Source organism: Chromobacterium sp. Beijing (assembly GCF_021496765.1).
Taxonomy (GTDB): Bacteria; Pseudomonadota; Gammaproteobacteria; order Burkholderiales; family Chromobacteriaceae; genus Chromobacterium.
Window position 1 is genome coordinate 3077449 of record NZ_CP053750.1, and the last position, 25781, is coordinate 3103229.

Consider the following 25781-nt stretch of genomic DNA (forward strand, 5'->3'; position numbering starts at 1 on the left):
CGCTTCCCTGTTCGGGCATCGGGAAACGCGGCGGAATGCGAGGCTTTATAAAACAGGGCCGCCGACATCGGCAAATTGTAAATCCATATCGTTGCGATAAAGTTTTGCAATGTCGGCCCGGCAGGCGCTCGCTTACAAGTATGAGGCCGCTATTAGATTGGGCCAAAAGCGCAAGGTTCAAGCCGACGTCTCCGGCCGGCCCGGAATAAAAAACGGCCGCTGCATGGCAGCGGCCGTCGGCATCGCGTCAAACCGGCATCAAGCGGACGGCTCCGCCTTCTGGCGCAGACGCAAGTTCAGTTCGCGCAGTTGCTTGTCGTCCACCGCGTTGGGCGCGTTGGTCAGCAGGCACTGGGCGCGCTGGGTTTTCGGGAAGGCGATCACGTCGCGGATGGACTCCGCGCCGCACATCAGCGTCACCAGACGATCCAAGCCGAAGGCCAGGCCGCCGTGCGGCGGCGCGCCGAACTTCAGGTTGTCCAGCAGGAAGCCGAACTTGTTCTGCTGCTCTTCCGGGCTGATCTTCAGCGCGCCGAACACTTTTTCCTGGATCTCGGCGCGGTGGATACGGATGGAGCCGCCGCCGATTTCCCAGCCGTTCAGCACCATATCGTAGGCGCGCGCCAGGCAGGCGCCCGGATTGGTGGCCATCAGGTCCTCGTGGCCCTGCTTGGGGCTGGTGAACGGATGGTGGCAGGCGGTCCAGCGGTCGTCGTCCTCGTCGTGTTCGAACATCGGGAAGTCCACCACCCACAGCGGGCGCCATTCCTTGACGAAGTAGCCGTTGGCCAGGCCGTGTTCGTGGCCGATCTTGATGCGCAGCGCGCCGATGGCCTCGTTCACCACCTTGGCCTTGTCCGCGCCGAAGAAGATGATGTCGCCGTTTTGCGCGCCGGTGCGCTCGATGATGGCTTTCAGGCCGTCAGCGGACAGGAACTTGACGATGGGCGACTGCAGGCCTTCTTCGGTGGGCTTGCTGGCGTCGTTGACCTTGATGTAGGCCAGACCCTTGGCGCCGTAGATGCCGACGAACTGGGTGTAGTCGTCGATTTCCTTGCGGCTGAGGCCGGAACCGCCCGGCACGCGCAGGGCCACCACGCGGCCGCCCGCCATGTCGGCCGCGCCGCGGAACACCTTGAACTCTTCCGACTTCATCACATCGGTCAGTTCGGTGAATTTCAGGTCCACGCGCATGTCCGGCTTGTCGGAGCCGTAGTAGAACATCGCGTCGGCGTAAGTCATGCGCGGGAACTGCGGCAGTTCCACGCCCAGCACGTCGCGGAAGATCTCCTTGGTCATGCCCTCTGTGATGTCCATGATCTGGTCCTCGTTCAGGAACGAGGTCTCGATATCGATCTGGGTGAATTCAGGCTGACGGTCGGCGCGCAGGTCTTCGTCGCGGAAGCACTTGGTGATCTGGTAGTAGCGGTCGAAGCCGGCCACCATCAGCAATTGCTTGAACAGCTGCGGCGATTGCGGCAGCGCGAAGAATTCGCCCGGGTGCACGCGGGACGGCACCAGGTAGTCGCGCGCGCCTTCCGGCGTGGAGCGGGTCAGCATCGGGGTTTCGATGTCGATGAAGCCCTGCTTGTCCAGATGGTTGCGCACGCCCATCGCCACCTTGTAGCGCAGACGCAGGTTTTTCTGCATCGCCGGACGGCGCAGATCGATCACGCGGTTGGTCAGGCGCACGTTCTCGGACAGGTTCTCGTCGTCGATCTGGAACGGCGGCGTGGCGGCGGCGTTGAGGATCTCGATGTCCTTGGCCAGGATTTCGATCTCGCCGGAAATCATCTTGCTGTTGGCGGTGCCGGCCGGACGCTCGCGCACGATGCCGGTGATGGACAGCACGTATTCGCCGCGGCTGCTGTCGGCCAGCTGGAACGCTTCCGGGGTGTCCGGATCGATCACCACCTGCACCAGGCCTTCGCGGTCGCGCAGGTCGATGAAGATCACGCCGCCATGGTCGCGGCGGCGGTGAGCCCAGCCCTTCACGGTAACGGTCTGGCCGAGGTATTTCTTGTCAATAAGTCCGCAATAGTCGGTACGCATTTGGGTAAACCCTTTTATTCAAATTCGGTGAGGCTTCCCCGCCCGGGGGAAAGAAAGGCGTTAAGGGCTAGACAGGGTGTCGGTCTAGCCCTGCCGATTATGTTCGTCGTTCAGACGCGGACGCTGGGCGGCCGGCGGCGGGTTCGGCGCCACCATGCCCATGGAGATCGCGTATTTCAACGCTTCGTCCACGCTCATGTTCAAGGCGCGGGTGTCCTTCTTGGCCACCATCACGAAATAACCCGAGGTCGGGTTGGGGATGGTGGGCACGTAGACCCCGATGAACTCGTCGTCGGACAGCGATTCGGACACGACTTCAGGCAGCGGGCCGGTTTGAAACGCCACCGTCCACATGCCGGAATGAGGGAACTGCACCAGCAGCGCCTTTTTGAAGGCCTGGCCGGAGTCGGACAACAGCGTGTCGCTGACTTGCTTGACGCTGTTGTAAATGCTTTTCACCACCGGGATGCGGGACAGCAGCGCGTCCCACATGTCCAGCACGCGCTGACCCAGCACATTGGCGGCCAGCATGCCGGTGCCCAACAGAATCAGCACCGACAGCACCACGCCCAGGCCCGGCAGATGGAAGCCGAGCAAGGCCTCCGGCTGCCATTCCTGCGGCAACAGGTTCAGCGTCTGGTCCAGCGAAGTGACGATCAGGTTCAACACCCACAGCGTCACGGCCAAGGGCAGCCACACCAGCAAGCCGGTGACGAGATAGCCCTTAAGCGTCATTTTGATTTGCGGCGTCATCGAGGTTTACGCGCACCCACAGCCGGTGCCGCAGCTATGACCGCCGCCGCTGTCCGAAGACGCGGAGGAGGAAGAGCCGGACGCGGACGCGCCGCCCTTGAAGTCCGTGGCGTACCAGCCGGAACCCTTCAGCTGGAAGCCGGCCGCGGACAGCTGCTTGCGGTACTCCGCGCTGCCGCAGGCCGGGCATTGCGCGACAGGCTCGTCGCTGAGTTTTTGCAGATGCTCTTTGGCGACGCCGCAGGCGCCGCAACGGTATTCGTAGATTGGCATAGCTTTGCTTCCCCACCAGTAATCATGATGGCATAATAAACCGAACTCATGCTGCACTGCACTATCCGAGCGTGAACTTACGCTCGGCATGCCTAGTCGGACAGATGCGGACGAACGCCCCCAAGATCAAGCCTTCGTTCCCGCCAAATCGTCGATTATATCCGACTGAATCGTCAATACAAAAATCCCTTTGCTTCATTAGCCCGCAATACTGCCCTGCAACCCTACAAATCCCGGAGGTCACATGGTTTACCAAGAGGGTCAGATGGAAAGCATTCGCAACATTCTTGCCGGCAAGAAAGGCCTGATCGTAGGCATCGCCAACGAGAACAGCATCGCCTACGGCTGCGCCAGCGTGCTGCGCGACCTGGGCGCGGAGTTCGCCGTCACCTACCTGAACCAGAAAGCGGAAAAATACGTGCGTCCGCTGGCTGACCAGCTGGGTTCGCCGCTGGTGCTGCCGCTGGACGTGGAACAGCCGGGGCAGATGGAAGCGGTGTTCGAGGCCATTCGTCAGCAATGGGGCAAACTGGATTTCGTCATTCACTCCATCGCCTATTGTCCGATGGACGATCTGCACGGCCGCGTCACCGACTGCTCGCTGGAAGGCTTCCAGCAGGCGATGCGCGTGTCCTGCTACTCCTTCATCGAAATGGCGCGTCTGGCCGAACCCTTGATGAGCCAGGGCGGCAGCCTGATCACCATGAGTTATTACGGCGCCGACAAGGTGGTGGAGAACTACAACATCATGGGTCCGGTCAAGGCGGCGCTGGAAAGCGTGTCGCGCTACCTGGCCAGCGAGCTGGGCGCCAAGAATATCCGCGTGCACGCGGTGTCCCCCGGCCCCTTGCGCACCCGCGCCGCCTCCGGCATCGCCCACTTCGACCAGTTGATCGAGGACGCCATCGCCCGCGCGCCGCAAAACCGCCTGGTGGAAATCGAGGACGTGGGCACCACCTGCGCCTTCCTGATCTCCGAAGCCGCCCGCGGCCTGACCGGCCAGACCATCTATGTCGATGGCGGCCATCACATCAAGGCCTGAGGGAACACGCCATGACACGCGACGAACACGCTTTTTCCGACATCCTGCAACAGGCCGTCGGCCTGGGGCCGCTGCCGATGGCGGTGACCCACCCCTGCAGCCGCGAGGCGCTGTTGGGCGCGGTGGAAGCCGCCGACCACGGCATCGCCACCCCCATCCTGGTGGCCCCCGCCGCCAGGCTGGCCAAGCTGGCCGACGAACTGGAAGTGGACCTGAGCCGCTTCGAGCTGGTCGACGTGCCGCACAGCCACGCCGCCGCCGAACAGGCGGTGAGCCTGGTCCGCGACGGCTACGCCGACATCCTGATGAAGGGCAGCCTGCACACCGACGAATTCATGGGCGAAGCGCTGGCGCGCGGCACCGGCATCCGTACCGACCGCCGCATCAGCCACGTCTGGATCATGAAGGTGGAGACCTATCCGCGCTATCTCTTCATCACCGACGCCGCGATCAATATCGAACCGGACCTGCTGACCAAGCGCGACATCTGTCAAAACGCCATCGACCTGACCCAGGCGCTGGGCATACGCCAGCCCAAGGTGGCCATCCTGGCCGCGGTGGAAACCATCAATCCGGCGATGCGCTCCACGCTGGACGCCGCCGCGCTGTGCAAGATGGCGGACCGCGGCCAGATCACCGGCGCCATCCTCGACGGCCCGCTGGCTTTCGACAACGCCATCTCGCGCGAAGCCGCCGACAGCAAGGGCATCGTCTCGCCGGTGGCCGGCGATCCCGACATCCTGCTGGTGCCGGATCTTGAGGCCGGCAATATGCTGGGCAAGCAGCTGACGTATCTGGCCGCCGCGGCCTCCGCCGGCATCGTGATGGGCGCGCGCGCGCCCATCGTGCTGACCAGCCGCGCCGACGACGCGAACGGCCGCCTCGCCTCCGCCGCCGTGGCCAATTTGCTGGCGCACAAACGCCGGCAAAGCGGACAGCGGACATGAGCCGGGTGCTGCTCGCCGTCAACGCCGGCTCCTCCACGCTGAAATTCCGCGCCTTCGCGCCGGACGGCCGCCAATTGCTGGCGCGCGGCATGGTGGACCGCTTCGGCCAGGCCAAGCCGGAGCTGCAATTGCTGGACGGCAAGGGCCAGACGCTGAGCCGCCACGCGCTGGACGACGGCAGCCGCGGCAGCGCCATCGCCGCGGTGATCAACAGCCTGGCCGATCAGCAGCTGGAACCGCTGGCCGTGGTGCACCGCGTGGTGCACGGCGGCGGCCGTTTCACCGCCGCCATGCGGCTGGACGCCGACATCCGCGCCCAGCTGGAGGACTACGTGGCGCTGGCGCCGCTGCATCAGCCGGTCAGCCTGTCGGTGATCGCCGCCTTCGAGGAATACGACGCCCGATTGCCGCAGTTCGCCTGCTTCGACACCGCCTTCCACGCTCAACAGCCGGAAGTGGCCACCCGCTTCGGCATCGCCCGCCATTGGCATGACGAGGGCGTCCGCCGCTACGGCTTCCACGGCCTGTCCTACGCCGCCATTGCCAGGCGGCTGCCGGAACTGGGCCTGGAGCGCGCCAAGGTGGTGGTCTGCCACCTGGGCAGCGGCGCCAGCGCCTGCGCGCTGGACGCCGGCCGCAGCATGGCGTCCAGCATGGGTTTCTCCGCGGTGGACGGCTTGATGATGGGCAGCCGCCCCGGCTATATCGACCCGGAAGTCATTCTCTACTGGCAGGAACAGGCCGGCATGAGCGTGGCCGAGGTGAGACGCGAGCTGTACAAGAACTCCGGCCTGCTCGGCGTCTCCGGCCTGTCCTCAGACATGCGCGAACTGCTGGCCAGCGATTTGCCAGCGGCGCGCGAGGCCATCGAGCTGTTCTGTTACCGGGTGGCGCGGGAAGTGGCCAGCCTGGCGGCGGCGATGAAGGGGCTGGACGCGGTGGTGTTCACCGCCGGCGTGGGCGAGCACTCGCCGGAAGTGCGCGGCCGGGTGCTGCAACAGCTGGCCTGGCTGGGCTTTGAAGCCGACCAGGCCGCCAATCTGGCCCAGGCGCGGCGGCTGACCACCGCCGCCAGCCCGCGCGCGGCCTATGTGCTGCCTACCGACGAGGAAGGCGAAATGGCGCGCCAGGCGGCCGCGCTGCTGCAATAAGCGCAGGGCCCGCCCATGGGCGGGCCTGCTACCTGTTCACAATCTTTTCAACAGCCGCGCAGCGAACTCCAAAGCTGGCGAGACTCACTCCAGCCAGTCGCTCATCGTCAGCCCCACGCCCAGCGCGCGGGTGCGCACGTTGTAATCGATCAGGCTTTCGCCGTAACCGTCGAAAGCCTGCACATAACCGCGCAGCTTGCCCTTCACCGGGAAACTCCAGTCCAGTTGCAGTCCATGCTTGCCGCTGTCGAAATTGGGCCGCCACATGGCGCTGAAAGTCTGGCCGCGGTACTGGTAGATCGCCTGCAGATCCCCGTGCCCCATGTATTTGACGATGTCGGGATTGTCGTCCTTGTCGCCGGACTCCGGCAGCCTGGCCCACCAGCGGCCTTGCAGCGTGAACGGACCGTTGTCCAGCGCCGCCATCGCGTACACCCGGTTCCAGCTGCGCGACAAGGGATTGGCGCGGCCGTTGGATTGATGCAACAACCCCAGGCCGCCCATACGCAGCCGGGTGTCGCCCCAGGCCCAGGCGGACGGCAAGGGGAAGGTAAGAATCAGTTCCGGCTCGTAGTCGGTGCCGCGGAACGGCGCGGAATGCGCCTGGTTGTAGATTTGCCAATGCGATTGCTGGGTGTAGGCGAACCACAGGTTCAGCGGGGTATCGAAAATGTCTTCCCACACCTTTGTCTTGAACGACAGCTGGAACTTGGCCTCGGTCTTGTCCAGTTCCCCGCCCGGCGTCTGGCTGGGCGGCCGGGTCGGCGACTGCGGCTCGTTATTGGGCTTGGCCATCTGCCAGACCGGCAAATAGTAATTGGGGCGGTATAGGCGAAACCCGAAGGTGTCGCCGCGCGAGCGCCCGTCCAGATCCCAGGCTTCGGCCAGCCGGCTGGGAGCCGGCGCGGCATCCGGCTCGACGCCGGCGGCCGGAAGCGGGCGCTCCGGAGGCGCGGCGGCGGCGGAAGACGGCGCTGCGGGCGCCGCTGCGGCGGGCACAGCGGCCGCCAGCCCGTCGTAGCAGGCCAGACGCAGCCTGGCGTCCGCCAGGCGGCCGCAATCGGCCAGTTGCTGCGGCAGTTCCGCCGCCAGGGTCTGCGCCGCGCACAAAGCCAGCGCCCAAGCCGTCCATCCCGACATAGCCATGCCTCCAGCGAGGGAAATCGATGCGCCAGACACACAAAAGGCTCCGCGATGCGGAGCCTTTGCGTATTCTTCAGCGCTGGGCTGTGATCAGGCCATGGCCTTGATCTGAGCCGACAGACGGCTCTTGTGACGAGCGGCCTTGTTCTTGTGGAACACGCCCTTGTCAGCAATGCGGTCAATCACTTTTTCGGAAGTCTGGAACACTACCTTGGCAGCGGCTTTATCGCCTGCTTCAACTGCCTTGAGCACTTTCTTAACTGCGGTACGGAACGCAGTACGCAGGCTGGCGTTGTGCGCGCGCTGCTTAAGGGCTGTGCGTGCACGCTTGCGAGCTTGTGCGCTGTTAGCCATGAATCTTTCTCCTGATGAGCGGAATCTGAAACCCGCGATTCTAAGCCCTAAACTCAGGTTTTGCAACAATAAACCTGGCGGCGTACACTAGCGGGCTTGCTCAACGCTAGATAAACCACCCGCAACATGAATCTGCTCAAGGCTCTGGCTGCTGTCAGCAGCATGACCATGGTGTCCCGCATCCTGGGTCTGGTCCGCGATACCATCATCGCCCGCGTTTTCGGGGCCGGCATGGCCGCCGACGCCTTCAACGCCGCCTTCAAGATTCCCAATATGCTGCGCCGCCTGTTCGCCGAAGGCGCGTTCTCGCAGGCTTTCGTGCCCATTCTCGGCGAATACAAGAACCAGCGCAGCGAAGAGGAAACCCGGGAATTCATCGCCAAAATCACCGGCGTGCTGGGCTCTGTGCTGCTGCTGGTCACCGCCGTGGGCATGCTGGCCGCGCCGCTGATCATGTGGATATCCGCGCCCGGCTTTTACCGCGAGCCGGCCAAGGCCGCCTTGTTCGCCGACATCCTGCGCGTGTCCTTTCCTTATATCTTCTTCATTTCGCTGTCCTCCATGACCGGCAGCGTGCTCAACAGCTGGGGCAAGTTCTCGATTCCGGCTTTCACGCCCACCTTCCTCAACCTGAGCTTCATCGTGTTCGCGCTGTTCTTCAGCAGCCGCTTCGATCCGCCCATCATGGCGCTGGCCTGGGCGGTCTTCGTCGGTGGCCTGGTGCAACTGGTGTGGCAGCTGCCCTTCCTGAAGCAGATAGGCATGCTGGCGCGCCCGGTGTTCGCCTTCCGCGACCCGGCGGTCTGGCGCGTGATCCGGCAAATGGGACCGGCCATCTTCGGCGTGTCGGTGGCGCAGATCTCCTTGCTGATCAACTCCACCTTCGCCTCCTTCCTACCCACCGGCAGCGTGTCCTGGATGTATTACGCCGACCGGCTGATGGAGTTCCCCTCCGGCGTGCTGGGCGTGGCGCTGGGCACCATCCTGCTGCCCTCGCTGTCCAAACACGCCGCCACCCGCTCCGACGGGGAGTTCAGCGTGCTCTTGGACTGGGGCATCCGCCTGTCCCTGCTGCTGGCGGTGCCGGCCACGGTGGGCCTGGGCCTGCTGTCCGGCCCGCTGCTGGCCACCCTGTTCACCTACGGCAAATTCACCGCCCACGACGCGCTGATGTCGCAGCAGGCGGTGATCGCCTACTCCTTCGGCCTGCTCGGCCTGATCCTGGTCAAGGTGCTGGCGCCCGGCTTCTACGCGCGCCAGGACATCAAGACCCCGGTGCGCATCGCGCTGATCACCCTGTGCCTGACCCAGCTGATGAACCTGGCCTTCGTGTTTCCGCTCAAGCACGCCGGCCTGGCGCTGTCCATCGGCCTCGCCTCCTGCCTCAACGCCGGCCTGCTGCTGCGCGCGCTGCTCAAGCGCGGCATCTACCAGCCCTCGGCCGGCTGGGGCGGCTTCCTCAGCAAGATGGCCGTGGCCATCGCGGCCATGGCCGCCGCGCTGCTGGCGCTGCAATGGCTGCTGCCCGTCCACTGGCACGGCCCGGCCTGGCAACGCGTGGCCTGGCTGAGCCTGCTGGTGTCGGCCGGCGCGGCCGTCTATTTCGCCGCGCTGTTCGCGCTCGGCTTCCGCCCGCGCGACTTCATGCGCCGCGAGCGCTGAGATGCCGGCCGGCCCGCGCGCTCCTCTTCTGACGCCGGCCGACCGTCAGACCGCCGGCGTGCTGCTGGTCAGCTGCCTGTGCCTGACCTTGCTCTACTACCCCGCCAACCGTTACTGGATGATGGACTGGCTGCTGCAATGGTGGCCGGCGCTGGGCTTGTCCTTCCGCCAGCAGGTGGTGCACAACCCGGACACCGATCTCTACCGCGCCGCCTACTGGGCGCTGGCCAGCATCGCCAGCTACTGCCTGCTGCCGCTGCTGGCCATCCGGCTGCTGGATCGCCGCCCGCTGGCCGACTTCGGCCTGGCCTGGCCGGACCGCGCCACGCTGAAGACGGACCTGAAGCTGTTCCCGCTGTTCTACGCCCTGATGCTGCCCTTGGTATGGTGGGCGTCCGGCCAGCCGGGCTTTTTGAAGATCTACCCCTTCTTCCGGCTCAGCCCCGGCGAGAGCTTATGGCCGCACTGGCTGCTGTGGGAGCTCTTGTATTTCGCCCAGTTCGCCGCGCTGGAGTTCTTCTTCCGCGGCTATATGGTGCACGGCCTCAAACCGCGGCTGGGCGTCAGCGCCGTCTTCGTGATGGTGCTGCCCTACTGCATGATCCATTTTGAGAAACCGCTGCTGGAGAGCCTGGCCGCCATCGTAGCCGGCGTCGCGCTGGGCGCGCTCAGCTACCGCTACCGTTCCATCTGGCTGGGCATCGCGCTGCATTGCAGCGTGGCGCTGACCATGGATTTGATGGCGCTGTGGCGCAAGGGCCTGCTTTAAAAAGCGGCTCACGATCTGCCGCCTCTTTGAAAATCGATATAATTCAAGCCATGAACACTCAAGCCATGTCCCCGGAGCAATCCCCTCTGGGCAAAACCGTCAGCTACCAGGATCATTACGATCCCCATCTGCTGTTTCCGATCCCGCGCCAGGCCAAGCGCGACGAAATCGGCGTGGACGCCGCCGCGCTGCCCTTTGCCGGCGTGGACATCTGGACCGGTTTCGAACTGTCCTGGCTCAACGCCCGCGGCAAGCCCCAGGTGGGCATCGCCGCCTTCCGCATCCCGGCCGACAGCCCGAACCTGATCGAATCCAAATCCTTCAAGCTCTATCTGAACAGCTATAACCAGACCCGGATGGCCGGCCTGGACGCGCTGCGCCGCCAGCTGGCCGCGGACCTGTCCGCCGCCGCCGGCAAGCCGATAGGCGTCGACATCATGCTGCCGCAGCAGTTCGGCGGCGAAACCGTGGCCGAACTGGCCGGCGACTGCATCGACGATCTGGACATCGAAGTGGACAACTACGCGCCCTGCCCGCAGATTCTGCGCGCCGACGCCGGCGACATTGTCAGCGAGACCCTGTGCAGCCATCTGCTGAAATCCAACTGCCTGGTCACCGGCCAGCCGGACTGGGGCAGCGTGCAGATCCGCTACACCGGCCCGCGGCTGGACCGCGAGGCGCTGCTGCGCTACCTGATAGGCTTCCGCCAGCACAATGAATTCCACGAGCAATGCGTGGAGCGCATCTTCACCGATCTGCTCCGCGCCTGCGCGCCGAGCCGCCTCACCGTCTACGCGCGCTACACCCGCCGCGGCGGACTGGACATCAACCCCTTCCGCAGCAATTGCGGCGAGATGCCGGTGGGCAACACCCGCACCGCGCGGCAATAAGACCCTTTCTAAGCGGGAAAAGCAAAAAGGCCGGCGAATGCCGGCCTTTTTGTCGTTCTGGAAGCAATGATCAATGGATCTTAAAGCCTGTTTACGATCTCGCGAGCTAGGGCGAGACAAGGCAAAAACGGTTGAAGAAGCGGAATATACAGGTGCTACATGAGCATTATGAAAGCGTTTTTAACGCCCTTGTCTAACTATTCCGCCGACGCGTAGCAGATCGTAAACAGGCTCTTAAGGATAGAACCAATAAAGGCTATACCCCATCGCATGCACCTTGCCGGCGTCCAGCCGCATGGTGACCTTGACCTCGCTATTGGAATTGAAATGGCCGAGCTTGAAATCGTCCGGCTTCAAATACTCCTTGGGCGCGAACACCTTGCGGATCAGCACCTGGTCGTCCGAGTCCTTCAAGGTCACTTCCAGCATCGGATAGGCCTGGGAATAAGTGGCGTGGTTCTTCAGCGTGGCGGACAGCTGGATCAGATTGGGGAAATCCGGGACGAAAGCCAGTTCCGACCACTCCGTGCGCACGCGGGCGATATCGGTGGGCCAGGGCACGGCGCAGCCTACGGCGCCGCAGAGGTTTTCCAGCGTCGGGCGCAATTCCGGCACTTCCGCGGCGATGCGGGTGCGGTTGAAATACACCAATTGACCGGCCAACACCAGCACGCCTATCGCCGAGGCGACGACGGCCAGGAAGGTCAGCGCCGGATGGCGTCTTCGCGGCGATTCGTCCGGCTCGTCTTCGCCGTGGCTGGACGGCGGCTCGACGCGCGCCTCCGGCGCCGGCTTGGCGGGCGGCTCTTCGAACTTGGGTTCCGGAACCGCTGCCGGCGCAGGCTCCGCCACCGGCTCAGGCGCGGGGCGGCGGCGGTTGCCGAACACCTCCGGCGCGGGTTCCGCCGCGGCAGGCGGCTCGGCGTCAAAGGGGTTGCCCAGCGGCGCGCTGACATGGCGATTCTGCATCGCCTCCGCCAGTGCGCGCTGGAACTCCTCGACATCGGCGCGCGCGGCCGGGGCTTCCTCCGCCTCCGCCATCGGCGGCGGCATCAGCAGTTCGTCCGGCGGCGCTTCCGTCGCGCTGGAGCCCGGATCGAAATCCGGCACTTCCAGCTCGAAATCGTCCAGCGCCTCGCTCTGCCGAGCCTGAGTCTGGACGGGCGGCGCCGCCGCGCGCGGAGGTTCCGCCGGCGGCGCTTCCGCCGCGACGAAATGCTCGGTGGCGTTGAACACATGCGAACAGCGCCCGCAGCGCACCAAGCCATTGGCGGCCGCTAATTGGGCATCATTGACCTTGAAGCGTGTCTGGCAATTGGGGCACTGTGTCGTATATGTCATACCGTGGGGCGTCGGGTTCCTGTCAGTCTGGTCCATCCTTCGTCGAACACCGGAGCGTCCATCTGGAACCACTGTTCATAGATGGCCGACAGTTCTTCGGCTTGTTCGGCGAGAATGCCTGAAAGCACGATTCTACCACCGGTTTTGACGTGGCTCGCCAGCAACTGGCCCAACATGCGCAGCGGATTGGCCAGAATATTGGCCAGTACCACGTCGTAGACCGCTTCCGGGTTCTGGTCAGGCAGACAGAAATCCGCCTTGACCTGGTTCTGTTCCGCGTTGTCCTGGCTGGCCCGCACCGCCTGCGCGTCGATGTCCACGCCCAAGGCGGAGGCCGCGCCCAGCTTGAGCGCGGCGATGGCGAGAATGCCGGAACCGCAGCCGTAGTCCAGCACGCTTTCGCCGCCTTGCAGCTGGGCGTCCAGCCATTGCAGGCACAAGCGCGTGGTCGGATGGCTGCCGGTGCCGAAGGCCAGGCCCGGATCCAGTTGCAGATTGACCGCGTTCGGCGCCGGCGGCTCGTGCCAGGTCGGCGTGATCCACAGACGGTCGGAAATCCGGATCGGGTCGAACTGCGACTGGGTCAGACGCACCCAGTCCTGCTCTTCCACCCGCTCCACATTGTAGCTGGGCAGGCTCAGGCCGCAGGCGTTGGCGGCGGCGGCAATCAGCAGCGCCACGTCGGCCGCTTCATCAAACAGCGTGATGATGCGGCTGCGGCTCCACAGCTTGTCCACCGGCTCGCCGGGTTCGCCGAAAATCGGCTCTTCGCGCTCGGTGCCGGCAAAAGCGTCTTCGATCGCGGTGGACAGCGCGCCGGCGTCCATCAGCGCGTCGGCCAGACGCTCGGCGACGGTTGACTCGGCGTCAATGGTGGCTTGCAGCCAGGCCATCACGCGCCCCCTTTTTTCTGCTGCGACAAACGCTGCTCCAGATAGTGAATGCACGTGCCGCCGCGCTGGAAGGCCGCGTCCATGAACAGTTCCTGATGCAGCGGGATATTGGTCTTGATGCCGGAAATGGAGATTTCCGACAGCGCCACCCGCATCCGCGCCATCGCCTGCTCGCGGGTATCGCCAAAGGCGATCAGCTTGCCCACCATGGAATCGTAATGCGAAGGCACGGTGTAGCCCTGGTAAATATGCGAATCGATGCGGATGCCCGGGCCGCCGGCCGGGTGATAGCTTTCGATCTTGCCCGGGGACGGCACGAAGGTGAACGGGTCCTCGGCGTTGATCCGGCACTCCATCGCATGGCCGCGCAACACCACGTCCTTCTGTTTGTAGCGCAGTTTCTCGCCGGCGGCGATGCGGATCTGTTCCTGCACGATGTCGATGCCGGTGATCATCTCGGTCACCGGGTGCTCAACCTGCACGCGGGTGTTCATCTCGATGAAGTAGAACTCGCCGCGCTCGAACAGGAATTCAAAAGTGCCGGCGCCGCGGTAGCCGATGCGACGGCAGGCTTCGGCGCAGGCTTCTCCAATCTTCTGGCGCTGCTTGTCGGTGATGCCCGGCGCAGGCGCTTCCTCGATGATCTTCTGGTGGCGGCGCTGCATCGAGCAGTCGCGCTCGCCCAGATAGATGGCGTTGCCGTATTCGTCGGCCAGAATCTGGATTTCGATGTGGCGCGGCTCTTCCAGGAATTTTTCCATGTAGACGGTGGGATTGCCGAAAGCCGCGCCGGCTTCGGTGCGGGTCATCTGCACCGAATTGATCAGCGCGCCCTCGGTATGCACCACGCGCATGCCGCGACCGCCGCCGCCGCCGGCGGCCTTGATGATCACCGGGAAACCGATCTTCTTGGCGATCTTGACGATCTCGGCCGGATCGTCCGGCAAAGCGCCTTCGGAGCCCGGCACGCAGGGCACGCCCGCTTCTATCATCGCGTTCTTGGCCGACACCTTATCGCCCATCATGCGGATGGTGTCCGGACGCGGACCGATGAACACAAAGCCGGACTGCTCGACGCGCTCGGCGAAGTCGGCGTTTTCCGACAAGAAGCCGTAACCCGGGTGGATGGCCTGGGAATCGGTCACCTCGGCGGCGGCGATCAGGGCCGGCACGTTCAGATAGCTCTTGCCGCTGGGCGCCGGGCCGATGCAGACCGATTCGTCGGCCAGCTTCACATACTTGGCTTCGCGATCGGCCTCGGAATGCACCACCACGGTCTTGATGCCCATCTCGCGGCAGGCGCGCTGGATGCGCAGGGCGATTTCACCCCGGTTGGCAATCAGAATTTTTTCAAACATGGAATTCTCCGCTGGCGGATTCCGCGGCCGGCGTCGTCGCCGGCGGGGGCCGCCAATGCTGTCGTGGCAAACGACAAGGGCACAGACGCTGCGCCGTGCCCCCTTGCCGTCTGCCTGTCGTCTGGCTTACTCGATGATGAACAACGGCTCGCCGAATTCCACCGGCTGGCCGTCTTCGACCAGAACGGCCTTGACCACGCCGGAGCGGTCGGCTTCGATCTCGTTCATCAGCTTCATCGCTTCGATGATGCACAGGGTGTCGCCGGCGTTGACGCTCTGACCCACTTCGATGAAGCTCTTGGCGCCCGGGCTCGGCGAGCGATAGAAGGTGCCCACCATCGGCGACTTCATCGCGTTCTTGTCGTTGTTGGCCGGCGCGGCGGCTTCGGCGGCCGGAGCGGCCACGGCGGCGGCTTGGGCGTTGGGCACTTGCAGCGCGGTCATCGGCTGAGCGTAGGCCATCTGCGGCGCGGCGGATACGCGGGTAATGCGGACTTTTTCTTCCCCCTCGGTCACTTCGAGTTCGGCGATGCCGGATTCCTCGACGAGATCGATCAGCTTCTTGAGTTTACGGAGATCCATTGATAATCCTTCGAGTGGGATATTCGGTAGAGTGAGTTAGGCCTGCGCGGCAAGATGCCGGATGGCGTGCGCAAGCGCCAGTTCATAGCCGTGGGCGCCGAGTCCGCAGATCACGCCGACCGCGAGGTCGGAGAAATAGGAATGCTTGCGGAACGGTTCGCGGGCATGAACGTTGGAAAGGTGGACTTCGATAAACGGCACTTGCACCGCCGCCAGCGCGTCGCGCAAGGCGACGCTGGTATGGGTGAAAGCGGCCGGATTGACCAGAATGAAGGCAGTACCGTCATGCAGGCACTGCTGCACGCGATCAATCAACACATGTTCCGCATTGCTCTGCAATGCCGACAATTCAAACCCCGCGGCGCTAGCCTGCTGTTCCAGCCGCTGGTTGATATCGTCAAGCGTTTCCCGGCCGTAGTGCTGCGGCTCCCGCTGTCCCAGCAGATTGAGGTTGGGGCCATGCAACACGAGGATTTTTCCGGTCAAAGCCTGCTCCTGTTTATCATCTTGGGCGCGAGTTTGCCGCAATTCGCTGCAAGATGTCTAGCTTTTGCATCATTTCAAACAGTTGTTTGGATGGCGAACACGGCGGATCTTCGAGTCAAAGCACTAGTATCCACGGGCGTTTTTCCGCCTGGCAAGTTTTTACCGCCTGGCCGAAAATCGATGTTGATTCAGCGCAAATCCCGCCACTTCGCTCACTAAGCTGATGCCGGCCGGCGGCGGCGCGGGTATAATTTGCCGATTCTGAATCTTTTACGCCTTATGCAGCTTTCCGACTTCGACTACCACCTGCCCGAGCACCTGATCGCCCAGCACCCTCCGGCAGAGCGCGGCGCCAGCCGCCTGCTGCGCGTGGCCGGCCATGACCGCGCCAATCTGCGCTTCACCGACTTCATCGATCAGGTCAGCCCCGGCGACGTGATGGTGTTCAACGACACCCGCGTGATCAAGGCCCGGCTGTTCGGCGAAAAAGCCAGCGGCGGCAAGATCGAGGCGCTGATAGAACGCGTGCTGGACGCGCATACCGCGCTGGCCCACGTCCGCGCGTCCAAATCGCCCAAACCCGGCACCCGGCTGATCTTCGCCGATCGCTGGGAGGCGGAAATGGTAGAGCGCCACGGCGAACTGTTCAAGCTGCGCTTCCTGGCCGAGGACAATCTCTTCGACATCCTGGAAGCTTCCGGCAAGCTGCCGCTGCCGCCTTATATAGAACGCGGCGCCGGCGACGAGGATGACGAGCGCTACCAGACCGTCTACGCCCGCGAGCGCGGCGCGGTGGCCGCGCCCACCGCCGGCCTGCACTTCACCGAAGACATGCTGGAACAGCTGCGCGCCAAGGGCGTGCAACTGGCTTACGTCACCCTGCACGTCGGCGCCGGCACCTTCCAGCCGGTGCGGGTGGACAATATCGCCGAGCACAAGATGCACAGCGAAATCTACGAAGTGCCGGAAACCACCCGCGCGCTGATCGCAGAAGCCCACGCCGCCGGCCGCAAAGTGCTGTCGGTGGGCACCACCAGCATGCGCGCGCTGGAATCCGCCGCGCGCGGCGGCGAACTGGCCGCCGGCTGCGGCGAAACCGACATCTTCATCACCCCGGGCTACCGCTTCCGGGTGGTGGACCGCCTGCTGACCAATTTCCACCTGCCCAAGTCCACGCTGCTGATGTTGGTGTCCGCCTTCGCCGGCTACGAGGAAATCCGCGCCGCCTACCAGCACGCGGTGGAGCAGGAATACCGTTTCTTCAGCTACGGCGACGCCATGCTGCTGGAACGCAAAGACTGATGCGCGGCTTAATCGGCCGCCTTTGAGGATCAGACCATGTCCGGACTCTCTCCCGACGCGCCCGCGCCGCAGGAAATCCAGCTGCACGCGGTGTCGCGCGTGCTGGAAATCAGCTTCGACGACGGCGCCCGCTTCGAGCTGCCCTGCGAATACCTGCGCGTCTACTCGCCCTCGGCGGAAGTGCGCGGCCACGGCGCCGGCCAGGAAGTGCTGCAAGCGGGCAAGCGCCATGTCGCCGTCACCGCGCTGGAGCCGGTGGGCCATTACGCGCTGAAGATCACCTTCGACGACGGCCACGACAGCGGACTGTACAGCTGGAGCTATCTATACGAGCTGGGCGCCAAGCGCGACCAGTACTGGCAGGATTATCTCAATCGCCTCGCCGCCGCAGGCGCGAGCAGGGAGTGACCATGGACAAGACGACCCACTTCGGCTTCAAGACCGTTGCCGAAAGCGAAAAAGCCGCCAAGGTGGCCGATGTGTTCCACTCGGTGGCCAAGAAATACGATGTGATGAACGACCTGATGTCCGGCGGGCTGCACCGGGTGTGGAAACACTTCACCCTGACCACTTCCGGCGTCAAGGCCGGCGACAAGGTGCTGGACATCGCCGGCGGCACCGGCGACCTGTCCCGCGGCTGGGCCAAGCGCGTGGGCAAGAGCGGCGAAGTGTGGCTGACCGACATCAACAGCTCCATGCTGACCGTGGGCCGCGACCGGCTGCTGGACGACGGCCTGGTGCTGCCGGTGTCCTTGGCCGACGCCGAGAAGCTGCCCTTCCCCGACAATTACTTCGACGCGGTGTCGGTGGCTTTCGGCCTGCGCAATATGACCCACAAGGACGCGGCGCTGAAGGAAATGTGCCGGGTGCTGAAGCCGGGCGGCAAGCTGATGGTGCTGGAGTTCTCCAAAGTCTGGAAACCGCTGTCGCCGTTCTACGATTTCTACTCCTTCAAGGCGCTGCCGGTGATGGGCAAGTTGGTGGCTAACGACCCCGACAGCTACCAGTACCTGGCCGAATCCATCCGCATGCATCCCGATCAGGAAACGCTGAAGCAGATGATGCTGGACGCCGGCTTCGGCAAGGTGGATTACCACAATATGAGCGGCGGCGTGGTGGCCCTGCACAAGGGCTACAAGTTCTAAGAGCCTGTTCAAGGTCTGCAGCGCTTCAGCGATACGGCGTTGAAACCAAGCTCAAAATGCTCATGTGCCAGGTGTACATTCCGCTTTTTCGCTCGTTTTCGCCTTGTCTCGCTCTTGCCCGCAAGACTTTGAACAGCTTCTAAGAGCCTGATTACGATCCGCGGCGCTCCGGCAATGCGGCCTTAGACCCTTTCACCTTCCAATTACGGCGGAGACAGCGCATGGGCATCCAGATCGCGGCATTCAACCACCTGTTGAACCAACACCCGGCGGTGCGGGCGGAACTGGCCGCGCACGCCGGCCGGCGCGTCGCCGTGGCGCTGCCGCCCTTCCACGTGGCCGGCGTGTTCACCGACGACGGCTGGCTGGCCGCCTGCGAGGGCGAGCCGGAAGCCACGGTGCGGCTCAAACACGCCGTCGCGCTGGCGGCGGCGGCCGGACGCGACCCGGCGCTGAGCGACATCCAGCTGGAAGGCGACGCCGAACTGGCCGCCGCCGTCGGCCGCCTGCTGGGCCGCCTGCAATGGAACGCCGCCGAGGATCTGTCCCGGCTGGTGGGCGACGCCGCCGCCCAGCGCGCGGAAACCCTGGCCCGCGGCCTGCTCGGCTTCAAGGGCCAGGTGGCCTGGCGGCTGGCCGCCAACTGGGTGGAGCATCTGCGCGAGGAAACGCCGGTGCTGGCCGGCCGCCGCCAGGTGCAAGGCTTCGTCGCCGCGGTGGACACCTTGCGCGACGACGCCGGCCGCCTGGAAAAACGCCTGGCGCGGCTGCAGGCCGCGCTGCAACAAGAACAGACAAAGGCCTGACGGCACATGCGGACTTCGCGCTTCATCAAGATCGTTTCCACCTTCTACCGCTTCGGCCTGGACGACTTCCTGGAAGGCCATTCCAAGCTCGGCTTCGTCCACAAGCTGTTCGGCCTGCTGCCGCTGCGCCGCGACACCAGCGCGCCGCTGCCGCAGCGGGTACGGCTGGCGCTGGAAAGCCTGGGACCCATCTTCGTCAAATTCGGCCAGGTGCTGTCCACCCGCCGCGATCTGCTGCCGCCGGACTACGCGGACGAACTGGCCCGGCTGCAAGACCGGGTGCCGCCCTACGACGGCCTGCAGGCGCGCGAGATGATAGAACGCAGCCTGGGCCGCAAGGTGGACGAACTCTACGTCGATTTCGACAACACCCCGGTGGCCAGCGCCTCCGTAGCCCAGGTGCACAAGGCCTGGCTGCGCCGGCCCGACGGCGGCCGCGGCCGCGAAGTGGCGGTCAAGGTGCTGCGCCCCGGCATCCAGCCGGTGATCGAGCAAGACCTGGCGCTGATGGGCACGCTGGCCGGCTGGGTGGAGAAGCTGTTCACCGACGGCAAGCGGCTGAAGCCACGCGAAGTGGTGGCCGAGTTCGACAAATACCTGCACGACGAACTGGACATGATGCACGAGGCCGCCAACGCCTCGCAGCTGCGCCGCAACTTCAAGAACTCGGACATGCTGATCGTGCCCGAGGTGTTCTACGACTACACCAGCCGCGACGTGCTGACGCTGGAATGGATGCACGGCATCCCGGTGGGCCAGGTGGACCGGCTGCGCGAAGCCGGCGTGGACCTCACCAAGCTCAGCCGCTTCGGCGTGGAAATCTTCTTCACCCAAGTGTTCCGCCACGGCTTCTTCCACGCCGACATGCACCCGGGCAATATCTTCGTCGCCGCCGACGGCCGCTACATCGCGCTGGACTTCGGCATCGTCGGCACCCTGACCGACACCGACAAGCACTATCTGGCGGTCAACTTCCTCGCCTTCTTCAACCGCGACTACCACCGCGTGGCCACCGCCCACATCGAATCCGGCTGGGTGCCGAAAGACACCCGCGCCGAGGAGCTGGAAGCGGCGGTGCGCACCGTGTGCGAGCCCATCTTCGAGAAGCCGCTGTCGGAAATCTCCTTCGGCATGGTGCTGCTGCGCCTGTTCGAAACCAGCCGCCGCTTCAATGTGGAAATCCAGCCGCAACTGGTGCTGCTGCAAAAGACCCTGCTCAATATCGAAGGCCTGGGCCGCCAACTGGATCCCAATCTGGATCTGTGGGACACCGCCAAGCCCTTCCTGACCAAGTGGATGAACGAACAGATAGGCTGGCGCGGCCTGCTGCGCACGCTGAAGCACGAAGCGCCGCAATGGGCCACCACCCTGCCCACGCTGCCGCGCAAGCTGAATGACGCGCTGTCCTCCGCCAATAGCGAGCTGCTGATCAGCGGCTACATCCAGCTGATGCGGGAACAGAAGCGCCAGAACTGGCTGCTGGCGCTGATCGCCATCCTGCTGGCGGCCTTGCTGCTGAAGAACTGGCTCTGACCTCGTAAAGCATGATTTCACTCATGCCCTGCTTCATCAGGCCCTCAAGCAGGCATGGCGGGATCAAGGTTTCCAAGCTTCAGCCGCCCGCCATCCTGCAAACAGGAGCGCCCGTTTCAATGGCGGCGCTCCGTGCGTCTGCAAGCCCCCTTGCCAAGCCAAGCGGGGCTTTTATCTTTATTGGGTGCGGCTGACGGGACGGACAGCTCTTCCATTCTTCACAGGGAAAACTCGAAACGCCGGTTTGAGGGCGACAATATGTCTTCCTCGGCAATCGCCACGCCCATTTCACCCATCCGGATGCCAATCCGATCACGCAAGGCCTGCAAGTCTTCCCATGCCTGCGGGTGCAGCGCCTCGGCCACCATCAGCACGGTGTCCGTGGTCGGCGAAATCACCGACTGAGCGCCTTGCCGGAAAACCCAGCGGCGGGAATGCGCCTGATGATCCTCATCGGCAAAAATGATTTCACCCACGGCCGGCCGCTCAATCTCGCCGGAAAATGCCTGACACGCCTCCAGGCCGTTCGCCGGTCTGACCACCACGCCCCCTCTAAGGCATGCGCAATCGAATGCCGCAATCGGAATGGCCGCATGCATGGACTCCGCGTTAAGCGCGTCGATCAGCGGCAAGACATGAGGTAGGCATCCCTCCTTCCGGAAACGGCGCAGCAGCGCCTCTGCCGCACAGCGATACTGCGTGGGCTTCAAACCCATCTCAGCATAGGTTTGGCGCCATGCCTGCAGCGACGGGACCTCGCTCTCGGCCCTCTCCGCCTGCTGAGCGGCAACCTCTGCATAAGTGGAGTCAAGCGCTCCCACATTCAGTCCGGCGTTTCCAGCCTGTCGCAGAACCAGAACCAGGGCTCTCAGTTCCGGGAATCGCCCCCACACTTCGTCAGAATGATGAAAGTACATCTTGCGTAGCCCCCTTTGTCGTCATGCCTGGGTTTGCCATCACGGGATGAACGAATGCCGCTCACACTTGCGGCACCGTCTTCAAACGCGCCGGAATCGTCAGCACCAGAATGGCGAGCATCACCGCCGCGACGCCAACGGCTTGGCACATTTCAATTTGCTCGCCCAAAACCAGCGCGGCAAGCAGCACCGCAGTCAAGGGCGCAACGGCGGTGAATGTGGCGGCCTCGCTTCCGCTTACCCGCGCGGCCCCGCCATACCACAACAGAAAACCGCCGACGGTCGGCACCAGCGCATACCAGATCACCGCCGCAATCGCCTCGGAACCCGGCATGGCAAACGGCAGCTCGAGGAAGGCAACCGGCAGCGACACCAACAGACCCAGAACCGTCATCGCCGTGGTCTGCAACAATGGCCGCAAAGGCACTCGCATGCGCTTGTTGAGCAGAATGAAAGCGCTTTCGCAGACGACGGCCCCCAAGATGCAGGCCATGCCGATGAGAGACAGCGGCCCGGAGCCTTTCCACGCCACCGCCATCACACCAATGGTGGCGAGCCCTACCGCAATGAGCAGCCGCGCGCTTGGCCGCTCCCCCAAAACCATGACAGAAAAAAGCGCGGAGACCGCGGGAAGCGTTCCAATGATTACGCCCGCATCGGCGGCAGGAAGATAGGACAGGCCGGAAATCAACAAGGTCGTGTAACCGACGCTCCCCGCCCCCGCCTGGAGCAGAAGCAAAAACCCGTCGCTGCGCGTCAGTTTTGGCCACCTCTCCCTCTGCAGGAGAAGCAAGGGAATCAACACAGGCAGTGCGAGAGCAAACCGCAGCGCCGTCGCAAAAAAAGGAGGCATGCTCCCCGCGATGAATTTTGAGGCGATCACGGTAGAACCAACAGTCATCATCGCCAACGTCAACATCAGATATCCGAGAGTGCGGTTTGACAATTCCACCTCCGTTCATGGCTAAGCTCACAAACGGATTTACTTCACGCGCTATTTAAAATCAAGCCTTTAAAAATATCGTCAATAGCTATTGATTTTCGTAGCTTCCAAGAAAGTTCGCTTCGCAAGCATCCATCCATGGCGATGGCGTTCAGCGAATTCCTGGGCAAGTTATGCCATACAGCACTTATTCACATCGATACATTTCAAATAAGGCGGCCAAGATGCTTTTGACTTTCTGAAGGGGAATGCGGGCCCAGAGTTTTCGCAAGGGCGGGCACAATGAATCTCTCCCGAGCCCCAGGCGCTCATACCGCTTACGCCAACAAGCCGGCTGCCTATGCACAGGCTGAGCAGGAGTTTAATGAACGGACAAAACAAGGCATCTCATGTCCGCCCCGCCTTTGACCACGCTTGCCCGGCGGCGGCATCAAGCCTTTTATAACCATGACATGCAAAGGACGGACAGAGGCGGTGTAATGAAAAAGGGAAACGTCCGCCTCCGCGCATCGCCTTAAGGTTCCGGCGGCGGCCCGGCACGGTTTGAGCTGTGCCCGCATGATTATCCGAGCCCGAGACGGGCATGAATGCAACAGCGCATCCCTTCACAGCTCGCGCAGCGCCGTGCCCTCCGCCGGCTTGCGCAGCCAGCCTTCCAGCAGCTTATAGCTGTCCAGATCGAAAGACGGCGCGCCCTCCAGCGGGCCGCCGTCGCCCTGGCGCGAGCCCAGATAGCACCAGCGGTCGAACACATGCTCGGCGCGCTCGCCGGTCACCTCATCGGTTTCCACCACCGCGATGGCGCCGGCGAACGGCCAGGCCTTCACCTTCAACTTGGCCAAGGCGCCCAGCAGCCGGATATTGTGCACCTCCGCCGGCTCGCGGCCGATGCAGGCGCCGCGGCAGCGGCCCAGCTTCAAAGCCGCGCACGGCGCGCCCTTACGGCTGGTCACCGCCTCCACGCCCAATACCGACTGGCACAGCGCGTTGCCCAGCGCGATTTCCGCCAGGATCTTGCGCGCCTCGCGCGCATGGCGGAACAGGCCGTACAAATCCGCGGTGCGGCTGAAATCCAGCTCGCGCGCGTACACCACCTTGGGGCGGGTGAAGCCGTCCTCCGTCTCCAGCTGGATGGAGCACAACTCCGGGCTCAGCTTGCCGCGGTGGTTATGCTGCGGCTTCAAGGCGTGAATCAAGCGCAGTTCCAGCAAGTGCGCGCCGAACTCGCCCAGGGTCTCCTGCCACTCCACCCGGCCGATGGGCTCGCCGATATGCACCTCGCGGCTCTTGCCGCCGCCCTTGACCGCGGCGAAATGCGCCAGCACCCGCGTGCGCAGATTGCCGCCCTTGCCCACGTACAAGGGTTTGCCCTCCTCCCCGTACAGCGCGTACACCCCCGGCACGTCCGGCAGCAGCTCCAGTTGCTCTTGCAGCGCCGCCGGCAGGCCGGCCAGTTCCGGCGGCGCGGCCAATACCGCCGCCATCGCCGCGCCCACGGCCGCTTCGCCCAGTTCCTGGCTGGCGATGCCTAGGAAGCGATGCACCGCTTCCGCGTCCGCCAAGGCCCGGTGCCGCTCCGGCAGGCGGATGTCGTAACGCTCTATCAGGCTGTCCAGGCTGTGCTTGAAAAACTGCGGGTAGAGCCGGCGCGACAGCTTGACCGTGCACAGCGACTGGCTCTGAAAGCGCAGTCCGGCGCGGCGGAATTCGTTTTTCAGGAAGCCGTAATCGAAGCGCGCGTTGTGCGCCAGGAACAGGCGGCCGGACAGCATGGTCAGCAAGCGCTCGGCCAGGTCGGCGAAGCTCGGCGCCGCCGCCACCATGGCGTCGGAGATGCCGGTCATGTTCTCGATGAAGGGAGGGATGGGCTGGCCGGGGTTGATCAGAGAGCTGAAGCGCTCCACCCGGTCGCCGTCGATCAGGATGACGCCCACCTCGGTAATGCGGTCGCGGCTGATGTGGCCGCCGGTGGTTTCCAAGTCGACGATGGCGCAAGGCTGGGCAAACAGAGGGTTCAATGTCTGGCTTTCAAGTGCGGCGCGCGGCGGCTTGATTGCACTATAGCCGCCGCCCTGGCCCCGCAGGTTGCAAATCAAGAGCGGCATTTTACTCCAAGAGCCGTGGCCCCATCCGCTTTCCGCCGCATCCGGCCGCGCCTACTTCGCCTTCGCCACCGGGATGTCCTCCCAGCGCGTGGTGTAGGCCGGCGACAACATGTCCTGCTTCATCTTCCACGGCTGCTCCAGCCCTTCCGCCAACAGCTTGACCGTGCCGCGGCCCATGCGATGGTTGATCGCGTCCAGCGCCGCCATCAGGCGCCGCGCCTTTTCCGGATCCGGTCCCTCCGCGAACAAATCCGGCTGCGCCCGTTCCGCGTCCACCAGCTGCCAGGCCATCACCCCGCATTTCTGATAGCCGGCGCCGGGCCGCCACAAACGCTCCACCGCCCGTCCGGCCGCGGCCGCCAGCACCCGGCTGTCCGCGCTGGCCGGCAACAAGGGCACCACCTCGCTGTCCCGCTGCACCGTGCCTTGCTGATACACGCCGCGCTGCAAGCTCACCTGCAGAAAGGAAGCCAGCGAGCCCTGACGCCGCAAGCGCTCCGCCACCTGCGCCGCGTGCATCGCCACCGCCTCGCGCGCCTCCTCTAAACGCGTCACCTTGTGGCCGAAGGAGCGCGTGGACATCAAGGATTGCCGCGGCGGCAGCGCCTCTTCCAGGCTCAGGCAGGACAGGCCGTTCAGTTCGTCGGCGATGCGCGCCACGGTGACGCCGAAACGGCGGATCAGCCAATCCCGGTCCGCCGCCGCCAGCGCCGCGGCGTGGCCGATGCGCTCCAGACGCAGCTTGGCCGACAGCTTGCGGCCCACGCCCCAGATCTCCTCCACCGCCACCTCGGCCAGCAGCGTTCGCCGCTCCGCCGCGTCCAGCGCTTGCAGATTCATCACCCCGTCGCGGGACGGGTCCAGCTTGGCCAGGTGGTTGGCCAGCTTGGCCAAGGTCTTGCTGGGGCCGATGCCGACGCATACCGGCAGGCCCAGGCCGCGCGACATGGCGTCGCGCATCCGCTGCGCCAGCCGCTCCGGTTCCGGTTCGCCGCCGATGTCCAGAAAGCATTCGTCTATCGAATACACCTCCTGCGCGCGCGCGAAGCCGGCCAGCAGCCGCATCGCGCGGCCGGACAAATCGCCGTACAGCGTGTAATTGGACGAGAACACCGCCACGCCCAGCTGCTCCAGCCGCGCCTTGTGCAGGAAGTAAGGCGCGCCCATCGGCACGCCCAGCGCCTTGGCCTCGGCCGAGCGCGACACGATGCAGCCGTCGTTGTTGGACAACACGACAATGGGCGCGCCGGCCAGGCGCGGGTTGAACACCCGCTCGCAGGAAGCGTAGAAGGAATTGCAATCGACTTGGGCGTAGCAGGTGGACATGGCTGGGC

General features: G+C 64.3%; 25 protein-coding genes. 11 read left to right on the forward strand and 14 right to left on the reverse strand.

The features are described from left to right. Positions 1-258: 258 nt before the first annotated feature. The 3 genes from aspS to HQN78_RS14350 all read right to left on the reverse strand — a co-directional run bounded on the left by aspS (position 259) and on the right by HQN78_RS14350 (position 3078). On the reverse strand, positions 259-2052 hold the full coding sequence (gene aspS, locus HQN78_RS14340; RefSeq protein ID WP_227106853.1) for an aspartate--tRNA ligase: 1794 nt from the start codon (positions 2050-2052) through the stop codon (positions 259-261). An 84-nt stretch (positions 2053-2136) separates the two neighbouring features. Next, positions 2137-2805, reverse strand: coding sequence for a DUF502 domain-containing protein (locus HQN78_RS14345; protein ID WP_081550658.1), 669 nt, complete (start codon positions 2803-2805; stop codon positions 2137-2139). Between the two features lie 6 nt (positions 2806-2811). Next, a complete protein-coding gene (locus HQN78_RS14350) occupies positions 2812-3078 on the reverse strand; it encodes an FmdB family zinc ribbon protein (RefSeq protein ID WP_107798100.1) in 267 nt (88 codons plus the stop codon). A gap of 265 nt (positions 3079-3343) precedes the next feature. Here HQN78_RS14350 and fabI point away from each other — a divergent pair, with 265 nt between their 5' ends. From fabI to HQN78_RS14365, 3 genes are read left to right on the forward strand one after another with little or no spacing between them, the layout of a single operon-like run. Further along, positions 3344-4120 (forward strand): enoyl-ACP reductase FabI, encoded by a 777-nt coding sequence (gene fabI, locus HQN78_RS14355; protein ID WP_107801628.1) that lies wholly within the window; start codon positions 3344-3346, stop codon positions 4118-4120. Between the two features lie 11 nt (positions 4121-4131). Then, the gene (locus tag HQN78_RS14360) at positions 4132-5067 is read left to right on the forward strand and encodes a phosphate acetyltransferase (RefSeq protein ID WP_235084438.1); all 936 of its coding nucleotides are present in this window, start codon (positions 4132-4134) and stop codon (positions 5065-5067) included. Next, positions 5064-6218: an acetate/propionate family kinase gene (locus HQN78_RS14365; RefSeq protein WP_235084440.1), complete on the forward strand. Its 1155-nt coding sequence runs from the start codon at positions 5064-5066 to the stop codon at positions 6216-6218. The genes HQN78_RS14360 and HQN78_RS14365 overlap by 4 nt, the downstream gene beginning before the upstream one ends. Positions 6219-6302: 84 nt before the next feature. On the opposite strand, the gene HQN78_RS14370 is transcribed toward HQN78_RS14365, so the two are convergent. Both HQN78_RS14370 and rpsT read right to left on the reverse strand, forming a co-directional pair. Further along, positions 6303-7358 (reverse strand): phospholipase A, encoded by a 1056-nt coding sequence (locus tag HQN78_RS14370; RefSeq protein WP_227106847.1) that lies wholly within the window; start codon positions 7356-7358, stop codon positions 6303-6305. Between the two features lie 93 nt (positions 7359-7451). Beyond that, complete coding sequence (gene rpsT, locus HQN78_RS14375) at positions 7452-7715, reverse strand: 30S ribosomal protein S20 (RefSeq protein ID WP_048409254.1); 264 nt, start codon at positions 7713-7715, stop codon at positions 7452-7454. 126 nt (positions 7716-7841) lie between these two features. Between rpsT and murJ the strand changes: the two genes are divergently transcribed. The 3 genes from murJ to queF are packed head-to-tail and all read left to right on the forward strand — an operon-like array spanning position 7842 to position 11036. Further along, positions 7842-9377 (forward strand): murein biosynthesis integral membrane protein MurJ, encoded by a 1536-nt coding sequence (gene murJ, locus HQN78_RS14380; RefSeq protein WP_227106845.1) that lies wholly within the window; start codon positions 7842-7844, stop codon positions 9375-9377. Position 9378: 1 nt separating this feature from the next. Then, positions 9379-10146 carry a CPBP family intramembrane glutamic endopeptidase gene (locus HQN78_RS14385; protein WP_053077365.1) on the forward strand — a complete coding sequence of 256 codons (768 nt, stop codon included), beginning with the start codon at positions 9379-9381 and terminating at the stop codon, positions 10144-10146. Between the two features lie 50 nt (positions 10147-10196). Next, positions 10197-11036: an NADPH-dependent 7-cyano-7-deazaguanine reductase QueF gene (queF, locus tag HQN78_RS14390; protein WP_253313782.1), complete on the forward strand. Its 840-nt coding sequence runs from the start codon at positions 10197-10199 to the stop codon at positions 11034-11036. A gap of 234 nt (positions 11037-11270) precedes the next feature. On the opposite strand, the gene HQN78_RS14395 is transcribed toward queF, so the two are convergent. The 5 genes from HQN78_RS14395 to aroQ all read right to left on the reverse strand — a co-directional run bounded on the left by HQN78_RS14395 (position 11271) and on the right by aroQ (position 15696). After that, positions 11271-12413 (reverse strand): DUF3426 domain-containing protein, encoded by a 1143-nt coding sequence (locus HQN78_RS14395; protein ID WP_370646548.1) that lies wholly within the window; start codon positions 12411-12413, stop codon positions 11271-11273. Continuing rightward, a complete protein-coding gene (gene prmA, locus HQN78_RS14400; RefSeq protein ID WP_235084446.1) occupies positions 12374-13270 on the reverse strand; it encodes a 50S ribosomal protein L11 methyltransferase in 897 nt (298 codons plus the stop codon). The genes HQN78_RS14395 and prmA overlap by 40 nt, the downstream gene beginning before the upstream one ends. Then, positions 13270-14628, reverse strand: coding sequence for an acetyl-CoA carboxylase biotin carboxylase subunit (accC, locus tag HQN78_RS14405; protein ID WP_235084448.1), 1359 nt, complete (start codon positions 14626-14628; stop codon positions 13270-13272). Before accC ends, prmA begins: the two co-directional genes overlap by 1 nt. A 126-nt stretch (positions 14629-14754) precedes the next feature. Further along, positions 14755-15210 carry an acetyl-CoA carboxylase biotin carboxyl carrier protein gene (gene accB, locus HQN78_RS14410; RefSeq protein ID WP_107798091.1) on the reverse strand — a complete coding sequence of 152 codons (456 nt, stop codon included), beginning with the start codon at positions 15208-15210 and terminating at the stop codon, positions 14755-14757. Positions 15211-15246: 36 nt separating this feature from the next. Then, positions 15247-15696: a type II 3-dehydroquinate dehydratase gene (gene aroQ, locus HQN78_RS14415; protein ID WP_107801626.1), complete on the reverse strand. Its 450-nt coding sequence runs from the start codon at positions 15694-15696 to the stop codon at positions 15247-15249. Positions 15697-15975: 279 nt separating this feature from the next. Here aroQ and queA point away from each other — a divergent pair, with 279 nt between their 5' ends. From queA to ubiB, 5 genes are all read left to right on the forward strand, one after another. Continuing rightward, complete coding sequence (gene queA / locus HQN78_RS14420; protein ID WP_235084475.1) at positions 15976-16998, forward strand: tRNA preQ1(34) S-adenosylmethionine ribosyltransferase-isomerase QueA; 1023 nt, start codon at positions 15976-15978, stop codon at positions 16996-16998. 36 nt (positions 16999-17034) lie between these two features. Beyond that, positions 17035-17406 carry a gamma-butyrobetaine hydroxylase-like domain-containing protein gene (locus HQN78_RS14425; protein ID WP_227106830.1) on the forward strand — a complete coding sequence of 124 codons (372 nt, stop codon included), beginning with the start codon at positions 17035-17037 and terminating at the stop codon, positions 17404-17406. 2 nt (positions 17407-17408) lie between these two features. Beyond that, positions 17409-18143: a bifunctional demethylmenaquinone methyltransferase/2-methoxy-6-polyprenyl-1,4-benzoquinol methylase UbiE gene (ubiE, locus tag HQN78_RS14430; RefSeq protein ID WP_048409245.1), complete on the forward strand. Its 735-nt coding sequence runs from the start codon at positions 17409-17411 to the stop codon at positions 18141-18143. Positions 18144-18364: 221 nt separating this feature from the next. Beyond that, positions 18365-18949, forward strand: coding sequence for an SCP2 domain-containing protein (locus HQN78_RS14435; RefSeq protein WP_227106829.1), 585 nt, complete (start codon positions 18365-18367; stop codon positions 18947-18949). A 6-nt stretch (positions 18950-18955) separates the two neighbouring features. After that, positions 18956-20482, forward strand: a complete 1527-nt coding sequence (gene ubiB, locus HQN78_RS14440) for a ubiquinone biosynthesis regulatory protein kinase UbiB (protein ID WP_235084480.1) — start codon at positions 18956-18958, stop codon at positions 20480-20482. Between the two features lie 218 nt (positions 20483-20700). On the opposite strand, the gene HQN78_RS14445 is transcribed toward ubiB, so the two are convergent. The 4 genes from HQN78_RS14445 to HQN78_RS14460 all read right to left on the reverse strand — a co-directional run bounded on the left by HQN78_RS14445 (position 20701) and on the right by HQN78_RS14460 (position 25773). Beyond that, complete coding sequence (locus HQN78_RS14445; RefSeq protein ID WP_235084483.1) at positions 20701-21399, reverse strand: B3/4 domain-containing protein; 699 nt, start codon at positions 21397-21399, stop codon at positions 20701-20703. Between the two features lie 61 nt (positions 21400-21460). After that, positions 21461-22318: a DMT family transporter gene (locus HQN78_RS14450; RefSeq protein WP_235084487.1), complete on the reverse strand. Its 858-nt coding sequence runs from the start codon at positions 22316-22318 to the stop codon at positions 21461-21463. A 629-nt stretch (positions 22319-22947) separates the two neighbouring features. Further along, complete coding sequence (locus HQN78_RS14455; protein WP_107798085.1) at positions 22948-24447, reverse strand: exonuclease domain-containing protein; 1500 nt, start codon at positions 24445-24447, stop codon at positions 22948-22950. Positions 24448-24498: 51 nt separating this feature from the next. Next, positions 24499-25773: a Y-family DNA polymerase gene (locus HQN78_RS14460; RefSeq protein WP_235084493.1), complete on the reverse strand. Its 1275-nt coding sequence runs from the start codon at positions 25771-25773 to the stop codon at positions 24499-24501. Positions 25774-25781 lie beyond the last annotated feature (8 nt).

Bases quoted from the DNA above. Each gene is read 5' to 3' on its own strand.
- aspS (WP_227106853.1), bottom strand. From the start codon at position 2,052: ATGCGTACCGACTATTGCGGACTTATTGACAAGAAATACCTCGGCCAG.
- HQN78_RS14345 (WP_081550658.1), bottom strand. From the start codon at position 2,805: ATGACGCCGCAAATCAAAATGACGCTTAAGGGCTATCTCGTCACCGGC.
- HQN78_RS14350 (WP_107798100.1), bottom strand. From the start codon at position 3,078: ATGCCAATCTACGAATACCGTTGCGGCGCCTGCGGCGTCGCCAAAGAG.
- fabI (WP_107801628.1), top strand. From the start codon at position 3,344: ATGGAAAGCATTCGCAACATTCTTGCCGGCAAGAAAGGCCTGATCGTA.
- HQN78_RS14360 (WP_235084438.1), top strand. From the start codon at position 4,132: ATGACACGCGACGAACACGCTTTTTCCGACATCCTGCAACAGGCCGTC.
- HQN78_RS14365 (WP_235084440.1), top strand. From the start codon at position 5,064: ATGAGCCGGGTGCTGCTCGCCGTCAACGCCGGCTCCTCCACGCTGAAA.
- HQN78_RS14370 (WP_227106847.1), bottom strand. From the start codon at position 7,358: ATGTCGGGATGGACGGCTTGGGCGCTGGCTTTGTGCGCGGCGCAGACC.
- rpsT (WP_048409254.1), bottom strand. From the start codon at position 7,715: ATGGCTAACAGCGCACAAGCTCGCAAGCGTGCACGCACAGCCCTTAAG.
- murJ (WP_227106845.1), top strand. From the start codon at position 7,842: ATGAATCTGCTCAAGGCTCTGGCTGCTGTCAGCAGCATGACCATGGTG.
- HQN78_RS14385 (WP_053077365.1), top strand. From the start codon at position 9,379: ATGCCGGCCGGCCCGCGCGCTCCTCTTCTGACGCCGGCCGACCGTCAG.
- queF (WP_253313782.1), top strand. From the start codon at position 10,197: ATGAACACTCAAGCCATGTCCCCGGAGCAATCCCCTCTGGGCAAAACC.
- HQN78_RS14395 (WP_370646548.1), bottom strand. From the start codon at position 12,413: ATGGACCAGACTGACAGGAACCCGACGCCCCACGGTATGACATATACG.
- prmA (WP_235084446.1), bottom strand. From the start codon at position 13,270: ATGGCCTGGCTGCAAGCCACCATTGACGCCGAGTCAACCGTCGCCGAG.
- accC (WP_235084448.1), bottom strand. From the start codon at position 14,628: ATGTTTGAAAAAATTCTGATTGCCAACCGGGGTGAAATCGCCCTGCGC.
- accB (WP_107798091.1), bottom strand. From the start codon at position 15,210: ATGGATCTCCGTAAACTCAAGAAGCTGATCGATCTCGTCGAGGAATCC.
- queA (WP_235084475.1), top strand. From the start codon at position 15,976: ATGCAGCTTTCCGACTTCGACTACCACCTGCCCGAGCACCTGATCGCC.
- HQN78_RS14425 (WP_227106830.1), top strand. From the start codon at position 17,035: ATGTCCGGACTCTCTCCCGACGCGCCCGCGCCGCAGGAAATCCAGCTG.
- ubiE (WP_048409245.1), top strand. From the start codon at position 17,409: ATGGACAAGACGACCCACTTCGGCTTCAAGACCGTTGCCGAAAGCGAA.
- HQN78_RS14435 (WP_227106829.1), top strand. From the start codon at position 18,365: ATGGGCATCCAGATCGCGGCATTCAACCACCTGTTGAACCAACACCCG.
- ubiB (WP_235084480.1), top strand. From the start codon at position 18,956: ATGCGGACTTCGCGCTTCATCAAGATCGTTTCCACCTTCTACCGCTTC.
- HQN78_RS14445 (WP_235084483.1), bottom strand. From the start codon at position 21,399: ATGTACTTTCATCATTCTGACGAAGTGTGGGGGCGATTCCCGGAACTG.
- HQN78_RS14450 (WP_235084487.1), bottom strand. From the start codon at position 22,318: ATGTTGACGTTGGCGATGATGACTGTTGGTTCTACCGTGATCGCCTCA.
- HQN78_RS14455 (WP_107798085.1), bottom strand. From the start codon at position 24,447: ATGCCGCTCTTGATTTGCAACCTGCGGGGCCAGGGCGGCGGCTATAGT.
- HQN78_RS14460 (WP_235084493.1), bottom strand. From the start codon at position 25,773: ATGTCCACCTGCTACGCCCAAGTCGATTGCAATTCCTTCTACGCTTCC.